Below are 16,805 nucleotides of genomic sequence, written 5' to 3'. Positions count from 1 at the left end.
TTTCATGTCTGTAAATTATTGTCGATTAAAAGTTGAGTCAATTTTTTTAATCCTTTACCTTTGTTGGTTATTTTCCATGCAAGGTATAAGTCTTGAATAGGACGTGGTTCAATGAGCTCCACGACATGAAGTTTTTTAGCTTTAATATGTTCAGCAATAAGGTTTACTGGTAAATAACCAATCCCGATTCCCGATAAAATAGCGGTAATTTTTTGTTTTACGGAGCTTACATAAAAACGTTGACTACCTTCGATTAAATTAGCTGACCACGGAATACTTTGTTTTGCAGAGTCATGAACTATCACTGTGGTGTATTGACCAAGATCACTAGGCTTGATGGGTTTTTGCTCTTTTGCTAAAGGGTGGGTTGGGTGAACCACAAGTACATTTTGAATATCCGTTATTTTCACTGCCCTGATCCCTTTTTGAGCAGGCACGGGGGCGGGTGCACCAATCACTAAGTCAACATTGTCTTCTATTAACGCCTCCCATGTACCGCTCATGACCTCTTCTTTTACATCAATTTCAATGCTTTTATGTTCAATTAAAAATTGTTGCAAAGCAGCAAAAACATTAGTTACGTCAATAATTGAGTCACAAGCAATCCGTATTCTAGGCTCCCAGCCATTAGCTATGGTTTGTGTTTGCTCCGATAAATTATTTATAGCATTGAGCACTTTACGCCCCTCGCTCAGTAAATGTTTACCTGCGGGGGTTAAAACTGCTCGCCGACCTTGGCGCTGAAATAAAGTTACATTTAATTGCTCTTCAAGTTTATTAACAATATACGACAGGGCTGATGGCACTTTATTAAGTTGCTCAGCAGCGGCTGCATAACTGCCACGATGCTCAATGGCGTCTAATACCAGTAAAGCTTCTATGCTAATAGGGGGTGTATTCATCATCATACCAAATATTAACTGTTCAAAATATTTGAACATATAAAGCAAATAATAGGAGTTATTTAATTTTAATTCAACTTATACAATAGCTGCATAATCAACAGAAACAATACAGGTAAACATTATGACGATTAAAAATATCACAGCTGCCATCACAAAAACTGAACAGTCTTTTGCAACACTACCATTAAGGCTTATTGCAGGATTAGTGTTTAGTGCTCATGGGGCACAAAAACTGTTTGCGTGGTTTGGTGGCTATGGCTTGGAAGGCACAGGGCAATGGATGGAGTCGATTGGCTTAGCACCGGGCTATTTAATGGCATTAATGGCGGGTGGCGCTGAATTTTTTGGTGGATTACTACTCATCGTTGGTTTGCTGGTGCGTCCTGCGAGTTTTGTACTGGCTATCACTATGGTGGTTGCTATTTTTACCGTACATATAGATAACGGCTTATTTATGAGCAACAACGGTTACGAGTTTGGTTTATCGTTGTTGGCAATTACCTTGGCCTTATTTATTCAAGGAGCTGGAAAGCTATCCCTTGATGGAAAAATTCATAACAAATTAAACCAATAAGCTGATCATATAACTGATTGAACTTTAAGCTGCCAATCTACGTAAGGTTGGCACATTCTACATACTTAGGAGACGGACATGGGATTACTTGTTAACGGTGAATGGGTCGATAAATGGTACGACACCGAAAAAAGCGACGGTAAATTTGTACGTCAAGACAGCCGTTTTAGGGATACTATTTCATCAGCGCCACAAAGCAAATTTACCCCTGAGGCGGGGCGTTATCATTTATATGTATCGCTAGCGTGCCCTTGGGCGCACAGAACGATTATTTTTCGTAAATTAAAGCAGCTCGAAGATATTATTTCTATGAGTATTGTTGAAGCTCCCATGATGGAAAACGGCTGGGAATTTGGCGAGCAGGGCGATCCACTTTATAACTTAGATTACGCCTATCAATTATATTTAAAAGCCGATCCTAGTTATGAAGGGCGGGTTACTGTGCCGATTTTATGGGATAAAAAAACGCAAACTATTGTAAATAATGAATCAATAGAGATCATTCGTATGCTTAATAGTGCGTTTAATGAGCTCACTGGCAATACTGATGATTATTATCCAGAGCCACTTCGTGAAGAAATCGAAGCCGTGAATAACCGTGTCTATAACACCATTAATAACGGCGTATATAAAGCCGGTTTTGCTACTACACAAGAAGCTTACAATGAGGCTTACACCGCACTATTTGATAGTTTAGACTGGCTAGAAGCGCGTTTAGCTAAGCAGCGCTATCTCGTTGGTGATGTTATTACAGAAGCTGATTGGCGTTTATTTACAACCCTTATTCGCTTTGATGCGGTGTATCACGGGCATTTTAAGTGTAACCGTCAAAAATTAAGCGAGTTTCACCATATTAGCAATTACGTTAACGAGCTGTACCAAGTACCGGGTGTTAAAGAAACAGTCGATTTAGAGTACACAAAGGTGCATTACTATGTAAGCCACTTAACGATTAATCCAACACAAATAGTACCGCTGGGTGCAAAGCATCATTTTGATGCTCCACACGACCGTGAACGTCCATATTAATTAATGTTTATTCTTTTTGAGGAAAGACCATGATCAATCATTATCCAAAGAATAGTTTAGGCAGTGCCGATCACGGTTGGCTTAAATCTAAACATCATTTTAGTTTTGCACATTACTATAATCCGGTACGTATGGGCTTTGGTACATTACGCGTTGTTAATGATGATTGGGTTGCACCTGAAATGGGTTTTGGAGCGCATCCACACAAAAATATGGAAATTATTAGTTTCATACGCAGTGGTGCCATTACTCATCAAGATAGTATGGGTAATAAAGGCATAACCGAGCAAGGTGAAGTGCAGGTAATGAGTGCAGGCACAGGTATTGTGCATTCTGAGTATAATCGTACCAATGAGCCACTTACTTTTTATCAAATTTGGATTCAAAGTAATAAACAAAATGTGCCGCCGCGCTGGGAAAGTAAAAAATTTCCGACAGACGTAGCTAACGAGCTTACGCTTTTAGTGTCGGGTTATGCAGAAGATGCGGGTAATACCTTATTTATTAATCAACAGGCACGCATTTATGGTGGAAAACTTGCAAAAGGTACCACCATAACTCAGCGTATTGATCATCAAGCTTATGTACTTGCATCTGATGGTGTATTTACTGTAGGTGACACAAGCAGTGAAATTACCATGAACAAGGGGGATGGTGCAGAGGTCACTCATGCTGATTTTATCACGCTAACTGCAACAACCGAGAGTGAAATAATTATTATTGATACATTAGCCTAGGCTATTCGGCTTAATTGGGTTTATCTTAACGGCGCAGTAAACACTGCGCCATTGTTTTACAAACTTACAGCACTATACTTTAAAGCTATCTACCTGCGATTTCATTTGCTTGTAAAGCGCTGATACATTTTTTGATTGTAGCGTTGTTTGCTCAGAGATTTGTTTCATTTGTGCTGACTGTTCTTTTAACGATACCAAATTTCTATTAATCTCGTTTGCTACATGGGATTGTTCTTGTGTTGCTTGTGCGGTTTCGGCCGACATTTGCTGCACTTTTTCAAAAGCGTGAGTTAGGTTGCTAAAAATACTAATAACGGCATCAAAATTACTGAGTGTGGCGTTAGCATTTGTTTGACTGTTTTTAATAGAATCTGATGACGCTTTTACATTGTTATTTAAGCGTTGGATCATCGTATCTATTTCATCGGTGCTTTGTTGTGTGCGGGTGGCCAACGTTCTAACCTCATCAGCAACAACAGCAAAGCCACGGCCTTGCTCGCCAGCTCTGGCAGCCTCAATCGCGGCATTTAACGCTAATAGGTTAGTTTGTTCGGCAATATTTCTAATGACCTCAAGTACAGATGTAATATCGGTTGAGCTGCTTTCTAATTCAACAGAATTTGATAAAGCCGATTGAATATCGTTGATTAAATCTTCAATCGCTTTGCTCGACACATCAATGGCTTGTACTCCTTGCTGTACCTGCTCGCTAGAAATATCAGCTTCGTGGGCGGTATTTTTAGCCAGCTCTGCCATTTGCTGGTTTGCCATATCCATTTCATGACCAGCGCTTACAATGGAGTCAGACGCATTGGCAAGTTGCTGCGTCACGTTCATCGCGGTATCAGAGACATTATTAAGATCGCCGGTCACAGTACCTAGTTGAATGGATTGCTGCTGAATATTTTTTATTATTTGTTGGAGGTGTGCTAAAAAGTTATCAAACTCGTTACTTAGCTCACCGAGTTCATCATGCGATGTAGTATTGATGCGTTGCGTTAAATCACCATCACCGGCGGCGATTTCTTTGATTCGTAGAGTAATATTATTAATATTATCGGTGAGCTTTTTAGGGATGTAATAACCCACAGCTAATGCAACAATAAAGGCAATAATAATGATAATAAACACAATTTTCTCAAAAAGTTGAATGCTAGCTTGCACTTCATGTTTTACTTTTCGGGCATAGGTACGTGCTTCTTCGCCCGCTATATCAAGTATTCCTCTCAATTCATTAAAGCTTTTATCGGCTTGCGCTAAATTATTATCAATTAAGGCTATTTGATTAGCTGAACTTGAATAAACTAACGCTTTTCCTTTCTCGTACCACTGTTGATAAAGTTGATCAAAATTAGCGTATTTTTGTGTCAGTTGTGGCTCATCAATTAAGTAGCTGCGGTAACTATTAAAACGACGAATAACCTGAGCTGCATTTTCTTCAAATAGTTTTTGGTTTTGTGCCAATTCGCCATGTTGGTTTACAATTTTTTGTTTTGCTAGTCGAGCTTGGTATATATCTCTATCTGCATTGAGCACCTCGGCCATTGCTTCTACATAGCGACTTAATAATTCTGAGCCGACTTTATCTTGCTGCTGTTTATTGGTATGGATGCGAAGCTCTTCACCTGCTTGATCCATCATTTCTCGTATTTGTAAAAATTCAGATTCAGTTTGATTCAAATCACTTTGCATTTTACTTTGTGAGTGACTGGAATCCATTAACGTTTTACTGTGGTCTAGCCATTGATTGTATAAAGGCTCAAAACGAGAAAAAGAGTCATGTTTTGACAATAGTGCTTGTTCATCTTTTAAGTACGTTAAGTATTTGTTGAAGCGGTCTTTGACTTGTTCAGCGTTTTCTAAAAACTCTGCTTTATTGGTCTCATTATCGCCTGTGGCACTGAGTAGATTTTCCAGTGCAATACGTGCTTGGTATATGTCTCTGTCAGCATTTAAAATAACGGTAACGGCTTCAAAAAAGGTTTCGGTTTGCCTTTTCATCGCGTTGTCTTGTATGTAAGTAATTGATGCAATTGAAACAAGTAAACCTGCAAGGATCAGTGCTAAAAAAGCAATAGGTAAAATAACTTTGGTTCTAATTGAGTTAATTCGCATGTTTCAATCCTTGTTAAATCACTGTATGTAGAGTAAATATTAGTCACAATAGGGAGTTATGCCAAGGAAATGGATAAATTGATTGGTTGTTTTTTGTCCTACTTTAACGCGTTGAAAATTTTACCGCCAGATTTATTATCCTTACAGCGCGTATTACCTTAAAATAGCGTTAATTGGTTCATTTTTATAAAGGAATTCTGCTGTTAATGAATTCTATTTTCCCCAGCGTATTTGGCCGCCTGTTTACCCCACACCTCGCTGTTGATATTAATCAACAAGGTTTAGTCATTAACAACAAAAAGCACACAGATACACTGAATTGGTGCGATTTAACCTCGCCTATTCGTTATGAATATGGGGTGCTTGGACAAACACTACGTTTTTCAACACAGTCTGGGCAGTATCGAGTGTGGATGAGGGCTTATGGCAGTCACCGAATACTTAAAGCTAAGACGGATCAGCTATGGGTCAATAATAATATTGAACCATTAAATGAGCTTCTAGAAAATATTAACCAATTTGCACATCATCAATTTTTGCGTCAATCCTATGTGGCAGATATAAAACAGCGCGTTAAACAACAATACAACCGCTGGTTACCTTGGATAAAAAAGAGTGAGGCATTGGCAGTTGTTAGCACGCAAATAAAACTGCTCGAACAATATAGTCAGTGGAGCGATTCATTAACTCGTTTTTTACAGCATAAATACACACAGACCCAGTTGCACCGTTATGCTGGTTTTTTCGATAACGTTGAAGCAAACCCACTTACTGAAAAGCAAAGACGGGCATGCATTATCGATGACGATAATAACCTCGTATTAGCCGGAGCCGGCACAGGTAAAACCAGTGTAATGGTGGCGCGAGCGGGCTATTTAGTTAACAGTGAGCAAGCTAATTACGATGATATTTTATTACTCGCCTATGGTAAGCAAGCTGCCAGTGAAATGGACGAACGTATTAAAGCTAAGCTGAATACACAGGCTATAAAAACCGCCACTTTTCACAGCTTAGGTTTAACAATTATTAATGAGGTTGAAAGAAAAACGCCTAAAATATCTAAACTTGCTGAAAACGAAAAAGCTAAAATAAAATGGGTTGAAGGGTGTTTTGAATCGCTTGCTAATGCTAAGCCACAGTATGCTAAAGCATTGGTAAACTATATAAATAACAATCTTAATGACGTTAAAAGTGGGTTTGAATTAAGCACTGCAAAGCCTAATCATATAGCGCTTCTACAAGAGATAAAAGCTGGCGGTTATTTAACCAAATTAGCGACTTTATTTAGTCAATTAATTAGCGTGTATAAAACAGCAAATATAACGCTTGAGAACGATTCAAAGCAGATACAGCAGGCTTGGAAATTATTAAAGCCATTATTAGCCAACTATAACCATTATTTACATACTCAAGGTGAAATAGACTTTGACGATATGATCCTCAAAGCCCTCGATTATGTTAATACAGGAAAGTTTATATCATCTTGGCGTTATATCATGGTTGATGAATTTCAAGATATATCGCCTACGCGTGCGGCGTTGGTTAAAGCGCTGCGCGATAGTAAGCCTAGAAGCTCATTGTTTGTAGTAGGCGATGACTGGCAAGCTATTTACCGTTTTAGTGGTGCTGATATGCGCCTGACCACAGAATTTGCCGCACATTTTGGTTTTACCACACAAACCATACTGGATGTTACGTTTCGTTTTAATAATAAAATTAGTGAGGTTGCTTCATGTTTTATCATGAAAAACCCTGCCCAGTTAGCTAAGCAAATTAACTCATTATCACAAGTGACAAAGCCCGCTATTAGCGTATTAAAAACAGCGAATGTTGTCTCAAGCAAAAATACAAAAATAGCTGAGCTAAATAATGGGGCACTTGCCCATGTACTTGGCGCTATCAACACAAATAAGCCCGCTGTTGTGTATTTACTGGCACGCTATCGCTTTCAGTTACCTACTAAAGCCGATATTAACGCCTTGCAGCACACCTTTTCTTCATTACAAATTGAGTGTGATACCTTTCATGGTTCAAAGGGTAAAGAAGCCGATTACGTAGTTATATTAGGTATGCATGGCGGGCAATTTGGATTTCCGAGCACTAAGCCATCGCCTGCAATGTTAGAAGCTCTGTTACCCGCTAAAGATTTGTATGCCCATAGCGAAGAGCGACGCTTATTTTATGTGGCGCTCACTCGTGCTAAACACAAGGTGTTTATCATAAGTGATGACAACAACCGCAGCTGTTTTGTTGACGAGCTCATAAACGAGCATCAAATTGAGCTAAAAGAGTTAAAAAACATAGCTAGTAAAGTGGTAGCGCAGGTATAAACCGCTTAGTGGCAAACGAATAAGCTTAAGCGGTCTATTGCGTTAGTTAACCTGCAACAGGGGTGTTACCTGTGGGTATTTTTTTCATACTTTTTATGAGCATATAAATACAGGTGGTAATTAAACAACCACCTAAATAAATAAGCACACCATGGCTTGCATCAGAAAAATGCGTTGCCAACAACGGGCCTAATACAGAGCCGACACTGTAGCTGAGCAGCATTATTTCAGTGGCTGACACTATTTTTGCCATAGGTAAGGAGTCGCACGCTAAAGTAATTGCAATCGGATAAAGTGCAAAACTACACGCACCTAATACAAAGTAACTTACAACTAATCCGCCAAAGCTATGTGCGTTTAATATTCCCATTACGCTGGCAGCACCAACAAAACAAAAAATAGCCATAAGTAAGCTTTTTATAATACGGGTTGATAAATAACTCACTAAAGGTTGCACCAGCATGCCACCTAAAATAATCACCGCCATAAGTAAGCCGGTATATTGGGCTTGATCAGTTTGCGCGGCTATATAAACAGGTAATAACCCGTAAATAGGGCCTAGTAATAATCCTGATACTAAACAGCCTAAAATAGCAGGGCGGCTGAGAGTTTTTAACTCTTTAAGTGGCAGCTTTTGTAATTGCTGAGCATTAGGTTGGCCTGTGGTAATTAATAATGGAGCTAAAATAGCCAACGCCAAAAGGGCCACGACAAATAAATACGGTACGGCACCTTCAGTGCCAAGCGGTGTGATTGCTAATTGCCCCACAGCGCTGCCACCATATAAAGAGGTCATATATAAACCTAAGCGTTTAGCTCGCGCCTTAGGTGTATTCGCCATTAACAACCACGACTCGACCACTACAAATACTCCCGCAACAGCAATACCAGCAACAAAGCGAGCAATTAACCACATTGTGGCTGTAGGGGAAATGATCTGTGCAATAACACTGATGATCAGCAACATTAAAAATGCGATAAATGCCATACGGTGGCCAATTTTTACTACCACACGCTCAATACACAGCGCGCCAATAAGTAAACCAAAATAAAAGACGCTGGCAAGCCAAGGCGCAAGATCAATACTTAACTTAAAAGCACTCAGTGATAACGGGATCAGGCTCATTAAAAAGCCCGAAGCAATAGCAAAAAAAGATAAACCAATAACAGGGGCTAAAGGATTATTTGATTTACTATTAGCGGCAAGTTCCACCATTAGATTATTCCGATAAAAAGGGTTTAAATAATTGCTGATTTAGGTGTGATAGTGGCGCGATTATTTGAAGCAGGTTAATTTGGCTGCGAATTTATGCTGCTTTTTATACCAAGTAAAGTGTTTTTTAATTGCTCAATCAAAATAATTTTTAAAATGTTTTTTTACGTAAACTAATCGCTTAATTGCAATCTGATTGTAGAAATAAGTTAGCGTTTTTGTTTTATATTTGTTGATTTTTTAAAGAGGGTGATAACGTAGTAATGGCGGGGTATAGTTAAAAAATAAAAGCCCATGTTGGGCTTTTATTGGTGTTTATTTTAGTGCATGGCAAGCGCAAGCTTATGGTACAAACCAATACCAACAATCACATTAAACGGAAACGTTACCCCTAAAGAGCTGAGCATAGCTAGGCCAATATCAGCCTTGGGAACGGCTGCTTTAATTGCCGCAGGGGCTGCAATATAAGACGCACTAGCCACTAAGCTACCGAGTATCACTACCGAGCCTAATTCTAATTTTAATAGTGTGCCTACAGCCACGCCGATAGCACCTAAAAATAGCGGAGTAATAATAGCAAATGCAGCGAGTCTCCAATGCTGCCAAGGAAATGGGCGCAGAGTTTGCGCAGCCACTAAACCCATTTCAAGTAAAAACAATGCCAGTACTACTTTAAAACTACTGGTTAAAAGACTGGTTACTTGACTGCCTTGCTGTGTGCCATACATCATTCCGATGATCACACCGCCAACTAACAAAATCACGCTTTTGTTAGTAAGTGTTTCGTGCCAAAGCGCTTTGAGTGACAGTGTATTACTTTGGCTATGTTGTTTGTCGAGTTTACGATACAGCATTAAACCGACAATAATGGCAGGTAATTCGAGCATCACTAAATACAGTGTAACCTCAGCACCTACCTCTAATTTAGCTGACTCTGCATAAGCCAATGCAACTGCAAAGGTACCTGCGCTTACCGAGCCATAATGCGCGGCAATACTGGCGCTATTAGCCACACTGAGTCTAACAACATATTTTAAAATAGGGTAAAGAGTGAGGGGAATAAGGCCACCGAGTAACATAACCGAGGCCATTTCAGGAAGAAGCTGCCAGCTTAAATTTCCATGCAGCACCATGCCACCTTTTAACCCTATGGTGAGCATTAACAATAGACTTAGCGTGTCATAAGTGGCTTTAGGTATCGCTAAATCAGAACGTAAAATCCCCGCCACTAATCCTAAAATAAAAAACATCACTACGATATCAGGCACACTGTTCTCCTTTTTGTTATTAGTTACTCAATTTGTTAAGCGGCGCTATTGTAAGCCTATCTTTGTATAGTGAATAATAAAATGAATGATAGTATCTTATAGATAAAAATCTATGAGGTGAGTAATGAACATAAGGCAACTATCATTTAGGCTACTCGAAGTCTTTATGAGTGTAGTTAAAACCGGCTCCATTAGCGAAACAGCTCGGCAATTGCATTTAACCCAGCCTACCGTTTCTTTGCAAATTAAGCGCTTACAAGAAACCGTTAATGAGCCTTTAATTGTTATGCAACAGCAAAAATTACAGGTTACCGAGGCTGGCTTACAATTATTTAGAACTTGTGAGCAAGTGTTTGGGCACTTTGATGATTACCAAGACTATTTAGCCGAGCTTAAAGGCGGGGAGCGCGGGCGCTGTAAAATTGCCATGGTAAACACTGCACAATATATTTTGCCTAAGTTACTCGGGCCTTACAGTAATGCCCATCCCCATGTAGAGCTGCCATTGGAAATTGGGAACCGCTCTGCAGTGTTAGCGCGTTTTGAGCGTGGAGAAGACGACATTTATGTGTTTAGCCACCCACCATCACTTGAACATGCCCAAGCTGCGCGTTTTTTACATAACCCCTTGGTCTTTATTGTGCCGCTTGATCATCCACTTGCCGATGTAAAAGCATTAACATTAGCTGATTTAATGCCATATCGATTTTTATTAAGAGAGCCAGGCTCTGCTACGCGTATGCTTTTTGAAAGCGAATTACAAAGCCGTGGTTTAGTCCTTAGTGATAGTGTGCAAATGGCCAGTAACGAAGCCATACGGGTTGCTGTTTCCTCGGGAATGGGGATTGCGGTGCTTTCCCATCATGTATTACCAAAAGGCGATAACAGTTTTAAAGTGCTCAATGTAACCGACACCTGCTTAGCCAGCCATTGGTATTTTGTAGTGCGCACAGACAGGCATATTTCTCATGCTGCGCGCAGCTTTTTAAAATTTGCCCAGCTGAATTTAGAGCAATATCTCGATAAGCAATGGGTGCGTAATGAGCTAAATGGGCTTAATTTAAAATAAAGAGTTAAAGCGAAGCGAATAACAAATATAAGTTGGTATTAAAGTTGCTGTAGTTATTCACATACAAGTACCTAAGTGAAAATAGTTAAAGATAGATATTTTAACGCAAAAATGGATTTGAGCTGATGACATCAATAACCTTTAAAAATCAATATAATACTTATGTTAGTACAATAAATAAACCGGCAAAAGCTGACGAAGTAGCGGCAACTTCTGGCCCTGCGGCAACAGCTAAAACCAGCGATAGCGAACAAACGCAAATCGCAAGCGCTAAGCCACAAGACAAAAGCTTTTTAGAAAATGCGCAAGAGGCGCTTATCTATCAACGATTAGGAGTTGATAAAGAAAAAATTGCTGAGTTAAAAGCAGCAATCGAAGCATTGGCAGAAAAACTTCAAGAGCAAGGTGCTGATATAGACACCATTAAAGAGCAGCTTGCAGAGTTACAAAAAATGCTGGAGCAAGAATACGAAAAAGGCACTGATCGAATGGCCATGCAACCTACGCATGAAAAAGGCAAGCTTGTAAGCGCATTAGCTTAGATAACGACACGTTGCAAGCTCATTTACTTCTGATTTTAAATAGATTTTAAGAATTATGCACAAAGAGGGCAAAGAGACGCTGCGCTTTTAGAGCAGTGATCTAAAGCATATTTTTTATGGCTTCTCATTTTCTTCTCATTCAATTCTCTCAGTTCATACTGTTTTTTATGATCAATTTACAAAGAGGGCGAAGAGACGCTGTGCTTTTAAAGTAAGTGACTGAAATAAATAAACTTTTCTACTCATTTTATCCTCATTCATTTCTATCAGTTTAAATTATTTTTAAGTGATTAATACACAAAGAGAGCGAAGAGACGCTGCGCTTTTAGAGCAGTGATCTAAACCATAACTTTCATCTGCAACCAAAAAACCAAGCTTGGGCTTATAAAAAGTAACAACATACCTACACTAAGCAAATTGCCTTTAAAGAGATTAAAATCATCAAAAATTCTCTGCCACTTATATTTAAATAAATACCGGCCAACAAAAATATCTAAACTAAGCATTATTATTAGCCACACTAAGCCCAACTTTAAACAGTCTAGGTAACTTGTAGGGGCAACCCATGGTAGGGCTAACCAAGTTATAGCAAAAATAATGGCGATGCCTGAGAGTAAACTAAGTGTTTTAGCGCGTCGTTGCTCATATAATCGATGCAGAACTCGCACCCGAATGTTGCCATTAATTATCTCGCCTAAAGCAAGTAATAAGCCTATGGCTAGAGCTTTTAATAACATGATGATTTCCTTATATTACAAGGGCCAACAGTTAAACATTTATTTTAAATAGTTTACATCAATACCCAATTAGAGAGCCATTAGTTAGCCTTTTAATTTATAACCATCGGTATTTGTTGTTATTGTGCGCACTTTTTTATAAGGTGAACTTTGCTTATAAAAATAACAACGGGATCAACCTATGAAAACTCTACAACAACAACTTGGCCAGTATGGCTTGTATCATCGTTCAAAGCGTAACGTATTAACTCACTTTTTTGGTATTCCACTGATTGTATTTGCGGCATTGTGCTTACTAGCGCGTGTTGAAATTCCTCTAGGGAGTTTTAATGTCGATGGGGCGCAGCTTTTTGTCCTTGCCAGTGTGGTTTACTATTTTATGCTGAGCTTTTCGCTAGGTTTAATCATGAGCATCATTTTTACTTTATTGTTAGTGGCAGCGCAGCCTATCGCCGCAATGCCCTTTACATCTTGGCTGACGATTGGTGTGGGTGTGTTTGTATTTGGCTGGGTGTTACAGTTTATTGGTCATTATTTTGAAGGCAAAAAGCCCGCCTTTGTTGATGATTTAGTGGGTTTAATTATTGGCCCTTTGTATGTCACCGCAGAGCTGTTATTTTTAATGGGTTTTTATAAAAATTTAGAACAGCAAGTTAATGAAATAGCGGGCCCAACTAAAGCATAATCAGTCAAAGACTATAAGGTAAACCATGGATTATAATAATAAAACAGTGTGGATCACCGGTGCATCATCTGGCATTGGTGAAGAGCTTGCAAAACAATTTGCAGAGCAAGGTGCGAAGGTTATTTTATCAGCGCGAAATATCGATAAACTCAACCAAGTAAAAGACGAGTTAAAAGGCGAGGGGCATCGTGTTATTCCCCTTGATCTATCAAAGCCCGAAACTGTACTGCAGGATGTATCAGCGCAAATAGATAGCTTAGGCCCAATTGATATTTTAATAAATAATGGTGGCGTATCACAGCGTAGTTTATTTTTAGAAAATGACTTTAAAGTGTACCGCCAACTCATGGAAGTAAATTACTTTGGTTTAATTGCCCTCACTAAAGCAGTGCTACCTTCAATGGTGGCGCGAAAAAGTGGTTCTGTAGTGGCTATTAGTAGCGTGGCAGGCAAAGTGGGCTCTAAGTTTAGAACGGGTTATTCAGGCAGTAAATACGCTGTAGTAGGCTTTATGGATTGCTTACGTGCCGAAGTCGCGCAGCACAATATACATTGCTTAACTATTTGCCCTGGCTCAATTAAAACAGCGATTGCCCATAATTCATTGAACGGGCAAGGAGAGGCACAAAACAAACCTGAGCCTTCAATAGAAAATGGTATGAATGTAAATGTAGCCGCATCGAAAATGCTCACCGCAATCTATAATAAAAAAGACGAAGTTGTGGTTGGCCAAGGGTTAAGTGGCTGGGCACCGTTTATAAAACGGTTTTTCCCTAGTTTATTTAATCGCTTAACCGCCAAGGTAGAATATAAATAGCCTGAGAATTAGTGGGCTGTTAGCAAAAATTTAAGTTAAATTTGTGCTGACAGTGTACTTCTATTTTTTAAATAATGGAGACGTTAAAGTTAATGATGCATAGTGTTAAGCTAAGAGTATCTTTATCTGTAACTTTCCTTTTAGATAACAATTCGCTATGAGGCTTTTATTGCTGACTCTTTTGATTTATTGAAGATCACAATAGAAAATATAACTTCTGTTATGCCGCCAACAAAAGCACCAATGACGAAGTTAGCATTTAATAATATACAAACTACTCCCGCTAGCATAAGCACAGCACCTAAAAGCCAATAAACTTTTGCACCATATAAAGTATTAAAAATTAAATAACGCACACCCATTGCCAACAGCATTATTGGATAAAACCATTGCAGATGGAGCTTAGAAACATAGAAGGCGAGGAAAAAACCAACAAATAAAATAACGGTACTTTCTAAAGCAAGTTTGCCTAATGGGTTTGTGGAGTCATGTTGTCCAGGGCGCTTAAGTACTTTTGATAGCAACATAGCCAGCGGGTGTATAAACATACCACCAATAAACAGGGTAAGCATACTCGCTTTAGTTGAATACAGTACTGCAATTAAACCAGCAAAACACCAAACTAACCCAGAAATAACAACACCTGTTGCGCCACCAAAATAGGCGAGATCCATGTCTTTTTGTGCTTGCTTAAATTCCATAAATACCCCGTGACCTAAAAGTGGATATCCCTCAAACAGAGGAAAGTAATTATTGGTTAATAATTCCACTAATTAACTTTAATGTAAACAACTGATTATGCGAGAAATAAAATGGCTTTTGAGTGTCGCACCAATAGGGCTGTAATAACGTGATGGGGGAAATGCAAAGTGAACTTATAAGAAGTGTATTTAATTTTACTTAGTTGGGTAAATGTTTATCGAAGTTATTTAGTCGGGGAAATACAAACCCCGCACTGTTAATGCGGGGGATAGGTTTAAACTTATTTAGTTTAATGTTACTTGGCCTTTTTTGCTTCGAGCGCTTCTATTTCATTCCAAATTTTTTCAGCCTCGTCAGTTAACATCGCATAGCTTTTAATATCGCCTTTTCTTTGCGCTTGCATGCCTTGTTCTAATTTTGCGTCGTATTCTTTACGTAATTTTTTGATTGGATCTGGCTTTAAAAATGAAAACATCAACACCCTCGTTGTTTATTAGCTAGTTACAGTAACAATACGCAGTGAAGGCGCAAAAAGTTTGCTGTTACTGTAATTAGCTTATTAAAAGATTATTGTGGGTCAAGGCGCATAATGCCTTGGCCGTCCAATCCTAAGTAAATAGTGCCATCATCACTTTGTGCTAGACTGCGAATACGACCAATGCCTTCCAGTAATTTACTTTGTTTAACGACATTACCATCTGCTATTTCAAGTACGCTAATAAACGCGTATTTCATTGAAGCGAGTAAAAATTTTCCTTTAAGCTCAGGATACTTGTCACCTTTTACGAGCAGCATGTCTGAAGGAGCAATAGAGGGTGTCCATTGTAATGTGGGCGCTTGCATGCCTGATTTTTCGGTTAAATCGGTAAACGAGGTGCCACTGTAGTTAATACCATAGCTTACCACTGGCCAGCCGTAGTTAGTTTTAGGCTTAATCATATTAAGCTCATCGCCGCCACGAGGGCCGTGTTCGTGTGCCCAAAATACATTATTTTCACCATCGAACCACATGCCTTGTGGGTTACGATGCCCGTAAGACCAAATCGCTGATTTTGCGTCTTTTTGTTTTACAAATGGGTTGTCGGTTGGAATTTTACCATCGTCGTGTAAACGATAAATTTTACCGCCATCGCGGCTTAAATCTTGTGGGTTAATATCTCGTGAGCCGCGATCGCCAATCGAAAAATACACATAGTTTTGGTTATCAAACACAATACGGCTGCCGTAGTGCTGGCCTTTTTTAGAATTATGCTCGCCTTTGTATAATTGTTGTGGCTCGCGTAATTGGCTGTGATCGTTACTTAATTTTGCGCGCATAAGTGCGGTGTTACTGCCAGCACCGTCACCTTCACTGCTTGAGTAAGTGATATACAGCCATTGATTATTAGCAAAATCAGGATGCAGCTCTAAATCAAGTAGGCCGCCTTGGCCGTTGGCATCAATTTTAGGTAGCCCAGAAATTTTAGTTAAGCTGGTGGTATTTTTACGCAATAAATATAAGGTGCCACTGCGCTCGGTTATTAATAAATCACCGTTTGGTAGAGCCTCAATAGCCCAGGGAATAGAAACCCCTTGGGCAACAGTGACCGGTTTTACATTAAGCGCTAATTTATCCAGTTCTTTAAAATCAACTGCATGAGCACTAAGGCTGGTAAGCGCCGAAAATGCCAATGCACAACTGGCTGTGGCGAGTGTAGAAAATTTTTTACGCGTTGTTACTTTGTTCATAATGGCTTCCAAAATTAACTAAATTTTAACTACCTTAGCACGCTATTAATCACAGTGTTAAGTATTTGGGATGAATGAAATTGCACGCTATTTAACCGCTTTAATGTTGGTTTTTAGCTTAATGAGCTTGTTTATGTCCCTCAGGTGTTTAACTAACTTTACGGGTATAGGAATTAAAGACCGCTTTAAAAAAATTGAATAATTACTCTATTAGGGTTGAAATTTAAAAATTCGAGCGTACACTTGTGCGCTGAAAGTTGAGCTTACGCGTGTAGGCTCAAATATTTAAAGCCCAGCACATGTGTTTGCGTGAATTCGCTTAACACAAAGTGATGGGTAGTCGATTTAAGTAGA

The 16,805-nt window shown here is 39.2% G+C and carries 16 protein-coding genes; 8 read left to right on the top strand and 8 right to left on the bottom strand.

Features of this window, described 5'->3' with window-relative positions; genetic code table 11:
- Nucleotides 1–2: 2 nt before the first annotated feature.
- Nucleotides 3–902, bottom strand: a complete 900-nt coding sequence (locus PISS_RS08700; RefSeq protein ID WP_058154784.1) for a LysR substrate-binding domain-containing protein — start codon at nucleotides 900–902, stop codon at nucleotides 3–5.
- Nucleotides 903–1,026: 124 nt separating this feature from the next.
- On the opposite strand from PISS_RS08700, the gene PISS_RS08695 reads away from it, so the two are divergent.
- The 3 genes from PISS_RS08695 (at nucleotide 1,027) to PISS_RS08685 (ending at nucleotide 3,245) form a co-directional block, all read left to right on the top strand.
- Nucleotides 1,027–1,479 (top strand): DoxX family protein, encoded by a 453-nt coding sequence (locus PISS_RS08695; RefSeq protein WP_058154782.1) that lies wholly within the window; start codon nucleotides 1,027–1,029, stop codon nucleotides 1,477–1,479.
- Nucleotides 1,480–1,557: 78 nt separating this feature from the next.
- Nucleotides 1,558–2,508, top strand: a complete 951-nt coding sequence (locus PISS_RS08690) for a glutathione S-transferase family protein (RefSeq protein ID WP_024601612.1) — start codon at nucleotides 1,558–1,560, stop codon at nucleotides 2,506–2,508.
- A 29-nt stretch (nucleotides 2,509–2,537) separates the two neighbouring features.
- Nucleotides 2,538–3,245 (top strand): pirin family protein, encoded by a 708-nt coding sequence (locus tag PISS_RS08685; RefSeq protein WP_058154779.1) that lies wholly within the window; start codon nucleotides 2,538–2,540, stop codon nucleotides 3,243–3,245.
- A 72-nt stretch (nucleotides 3,246–3,317) separates the two neighbouring features.
- Here the strand turns inward: PISS_RS08685 and PISS_RS08680 are convergent, their stop codons facing one another.
- Entirely contained in the window at nucleotides 3,318–5,360 is a 2,043-nt protein-coding gene (locus PISS_RS08680; protein WP_058154777.1) for a methyl-accepting chemotaxis protein, read from the bottom strand.
- Between the two features lie 206 nt (nucleotides 5,361–5,566).
- Between PISS_RS08680 and helD the strand changes: the two genes are divergently transcribed.
- On the top strand, nucleotides 5,567–7,690 hold the full coding sequence (gene helD, locus PISS_RS08675) for a DNA helicase IV (RefSeq protein ID WP_058154776.1): 2,124 nt from the start codon (nucleotides 5,567–5,569) through the stop codon (nucleotides 7,688–7,690).
- 46 nt (nucleotides 7,691–7,736) lie between these two features.
- Here helD and PISS_RS08670 read toward each other — a convergent pair whose 3' ends face one another.
- Complete coding sequence (locus PISS_RS08670) at nucleotides 7,737–8,906, bottom strand: MFS transporter (RefSeq protein ID WP_024603123.1); 1,170 nt, start codon at nucleotides 8,904–8,906, stop codon at nucleotides 7,737–7,739.
- 317 nt (nucleotides 8,907–9,223) lie between these two features.
- The gene (locus PISS_RS08665) at nucleotides 9,224–10,171 is read right to left on the bottom strand and encodes a sodium-dependent bicarbonate transport family permease (protein WP_058154774.1); all 948 of its coding nucleotides are present in this window, start codon (nucleotides 10,169–10,171) and stop codon (nucleotides 9,224–9,226) included.
- A 124-nt stretch (nucleotides 10,172–10,295) separates the two neighbouring features.
- Here PISS_RS08665 and PISS_RS08660 point away from each other — a divergent pair, with 124 nt between their 5' ends.
- Nucleotides 10,296–11,240: a LysR family transcriptional regulator gene (locus tag PISS_RS08660; protein WP_033103326.1), complete on the top strand. Its 945-nt coding sequence runs from the start codon at nucleotides 10,296–10,298 to the stop codon at nucleotides 11,238–11,240.
- A 125-nt stretch (nucleotides 11,241–11,365) separates the two neighbouring features.
- Complete coding sequence (locus PISS_RS08655) at nucleotides 11,366–11,782, top strand: hypothetical protein (RefSeq protein WP_058154772.1); 417 nt, start codon at nucleotides 11,366–11,368, stop codon at nucleotides 11,780–11,782.
- 338 nt (nucleotides 11,783–12,120) lie between these two features.
- On the opposite strand, the gene PISS_RS08650 is transcribed toward PISS_RS08655, so the two are convergent.
- Nucleotides 12,121–12,519: a hypothetical protein gene (locus PISS_RS08650; protein WP_058154771.1), complete on the bottom strand. Its 399-nt coding sequence runs from the start codon at nucleotides 12,517–12,519 to the stop codon at nucleotides 12,121–12,123.
- 181 nt (nucleotides 12,520–12,700) lie between these two features.
- Between PISS_RS08650 and PISS_RS08645 the strand changes: the two genes are divergently transcribed.
- Both PISS_RS08645 and PISS_RS08640 read left to right on the top strand, forming a co-directional pair.
- Nucleotides 12,701–13,204, top strand: coding sequence for an Mpo1 family 2-hydroxy fatty acid dioxygenase (locus PISS_RS08645; RefSeq protein WP_058154769.1), 504 nt, complete (start codon nucleotides 12,701–12,703; stop codon nucleotides 13,202–13,204).
- Between the two features lie 25 nt (nucleotides 13,205–13,229).
- Nucleotides 13,230–14,021 (top strand): SDR family oxidoreductase, encoded by a 792-nt coding sequence (locus PISS_RS08640; protein WP_058154768.1) that lies wholly within the window; start codon nucleotides 13,230–13,232, stop codon nucleotides 14,019–14,021.
- Nucleotides 14,022–14,176: 155 nt separating this feature from the next.
- Here PISS_RS08640 and PISS_RS08635 read toward each other — a convergent pair whose 3' ends face one another.
- From PISS_RS08635 to PISS_RS08625, 3 genes are all read right to left on the bottom strand, one after another.
- Nucleotides 14,177–14,791, bottom strand: a complete 615-nt coding sequence (locus PISS_RS08635) for a DUF7010 family protein (RefSeq protein WP_232311315.1) — start codon at nucleotides 14,789–14,791, stop codon at nucleotides 14,177–14,179.
- Between the two features lie 227 nt (nucleotides 14,792–15,018).
- Complete coding sequence (locus PISS_RS08630; protein ID WP_010390276.1) at nucleotides 15,019–15,198, bottom strand: DUF6435 family protein; 180 nt, start codon at nucleotides 15,196–15,198, stop codon at nucleotides 15,019–15,021.
- A gap of 92 nt (nucleotides 15,199–15,290) precedes the next feature.
- Nucleotides 15,291–16,451 (bottom strand): PQQ-dependent sugar dehydrogenase, encoded by a 1,161-nt coding sequence (locus PISS_RS08625; protein ID WP_058154765.1) that lies wholly within the window; start codon nucleotides 16,449–16,451, stop codon nucleotides 15,291–15,293.
- Nucleotides 16,452–16,805: the final 354 nt, after the last annotated feature.

Origin of the sequence: Pseudoalteromonas issachenkonii, assembly GCF_002310795.1 — a bacterium.
Taxonomy (GTDB): Bacteria; Pseudomonadota; Gammaproteobacteria; order Enterobacterales; family Alteromonadaceae; genus Pseudoalteromonas; species Pseudoalteromonas tetraodonis.
Note: the sequence above shows the minus strand (reverse complement) of the source record. Positions and strands in the feature narration are given on the sequence as shown.

What these genes read in the sequence shown, in the direction of transcription:
- PISS_RS08700 (WP_058154784.1), bottom strand. Translation starts at nt 902, where the DNA reads ATGAATACACCCCCTATTAGCATAGAAGCTTTACTGGTATTAGACGCC.
- PISS_RS08695 (WP_058154782.1), top strand. Translation starts at nt 1,027, where the DNA reads ATGACGATTAAAAATATCACAGCTGCCATCACAAAAACTGAACAGTCT.
- PISS_RS08690 (WP_024601612.1), top strand. Translation starts at nt 1,558, where the DNA reads ATGGGATTACTTGTTAACGGTGAATGGGTCGATAAATGGTACGACACC.
- PISS_RS08685 (WP_058154779.1), top strand. Translation starts at nt 2,538, where the DNA reads ATGATCAATCATTATCCAAAGAATAGTTTAGGCAGTGCCGATCACGGT.
- PISS_RS08680 (WP_058154777.1), bottom strand. Translation starts at nt 5,360, where the DNA reads ATGCGAATTAACTCAATTAGAACCAAAGTTATTTTACCTATTGCTTTT.
- helD (WP_058154776.1), top strand. Translation starts at nt 5,567, where the DNA reads ATGAATTCTATTTTCCCCAGCGTATTTGGCCGCCTGTTTACCCCACAC.
- PISS_RS08670 (WP_024603123.1), bottom strand. Translation starts at nt 8,906, where the DNA reads ATGGTGGAACTTGCCGCTAATAGTAAATCAAATAATCCTTTAGCCCCT.
- PISS_RS08660 (WP_033103326.1), top strand. Translation starts at nt 10,296, where the DNA reads ATGAACATAAGGCAACTATCATTTAGGCTACTCGAAGTCTTTATGAGT.
- PISS_RS08655 (WP_058154772.1), top strand. Translation starts at nt 11,366, where the DNA reads ATGACATCAATAACCTTTAAAAATCAATATAATACTTATGTTAGTACA.
- PISS_RS08650 (WP_058154771.1), bottom strand. Translation starts at nt 12,519, where the DNA reads ATGTTATTAAAAGCTCTAGCCATAGGCTTATTACTTGCTTTAGGCGAG.
- PISS_RS08645 (WP_058154769.1), top strand. Translation starts at nt 12,701, where the DNA reads ATGAAAACTCTACAACAACAACTTGGCCAGTATGGCTTGTATCATCGT.
- PISS_RS08640 (WP_058154768.1), top strand. Translation starts at nt 13,230, where the DNA reads ATGGATTATAATAATAAAACAGTGTGGATCACCGGTGCATCATCTGGC.
- PISS_RS08630 (WP_010390276.1), bottom strand. Translation starts at nt 15,198, where the DNA reads ATGTTTTCATTTTTAAAGCCAGATCCAATCAAAAAATTACGTAAAGAA.
- PISS_RS08625 (WP_058154765.1), bottom strand. Translation starts at nt 16,451, where the DNA reads ATGAACAAAGTAACAACGCGTAAAAAATTTTCTACACTCGCCACAGCC.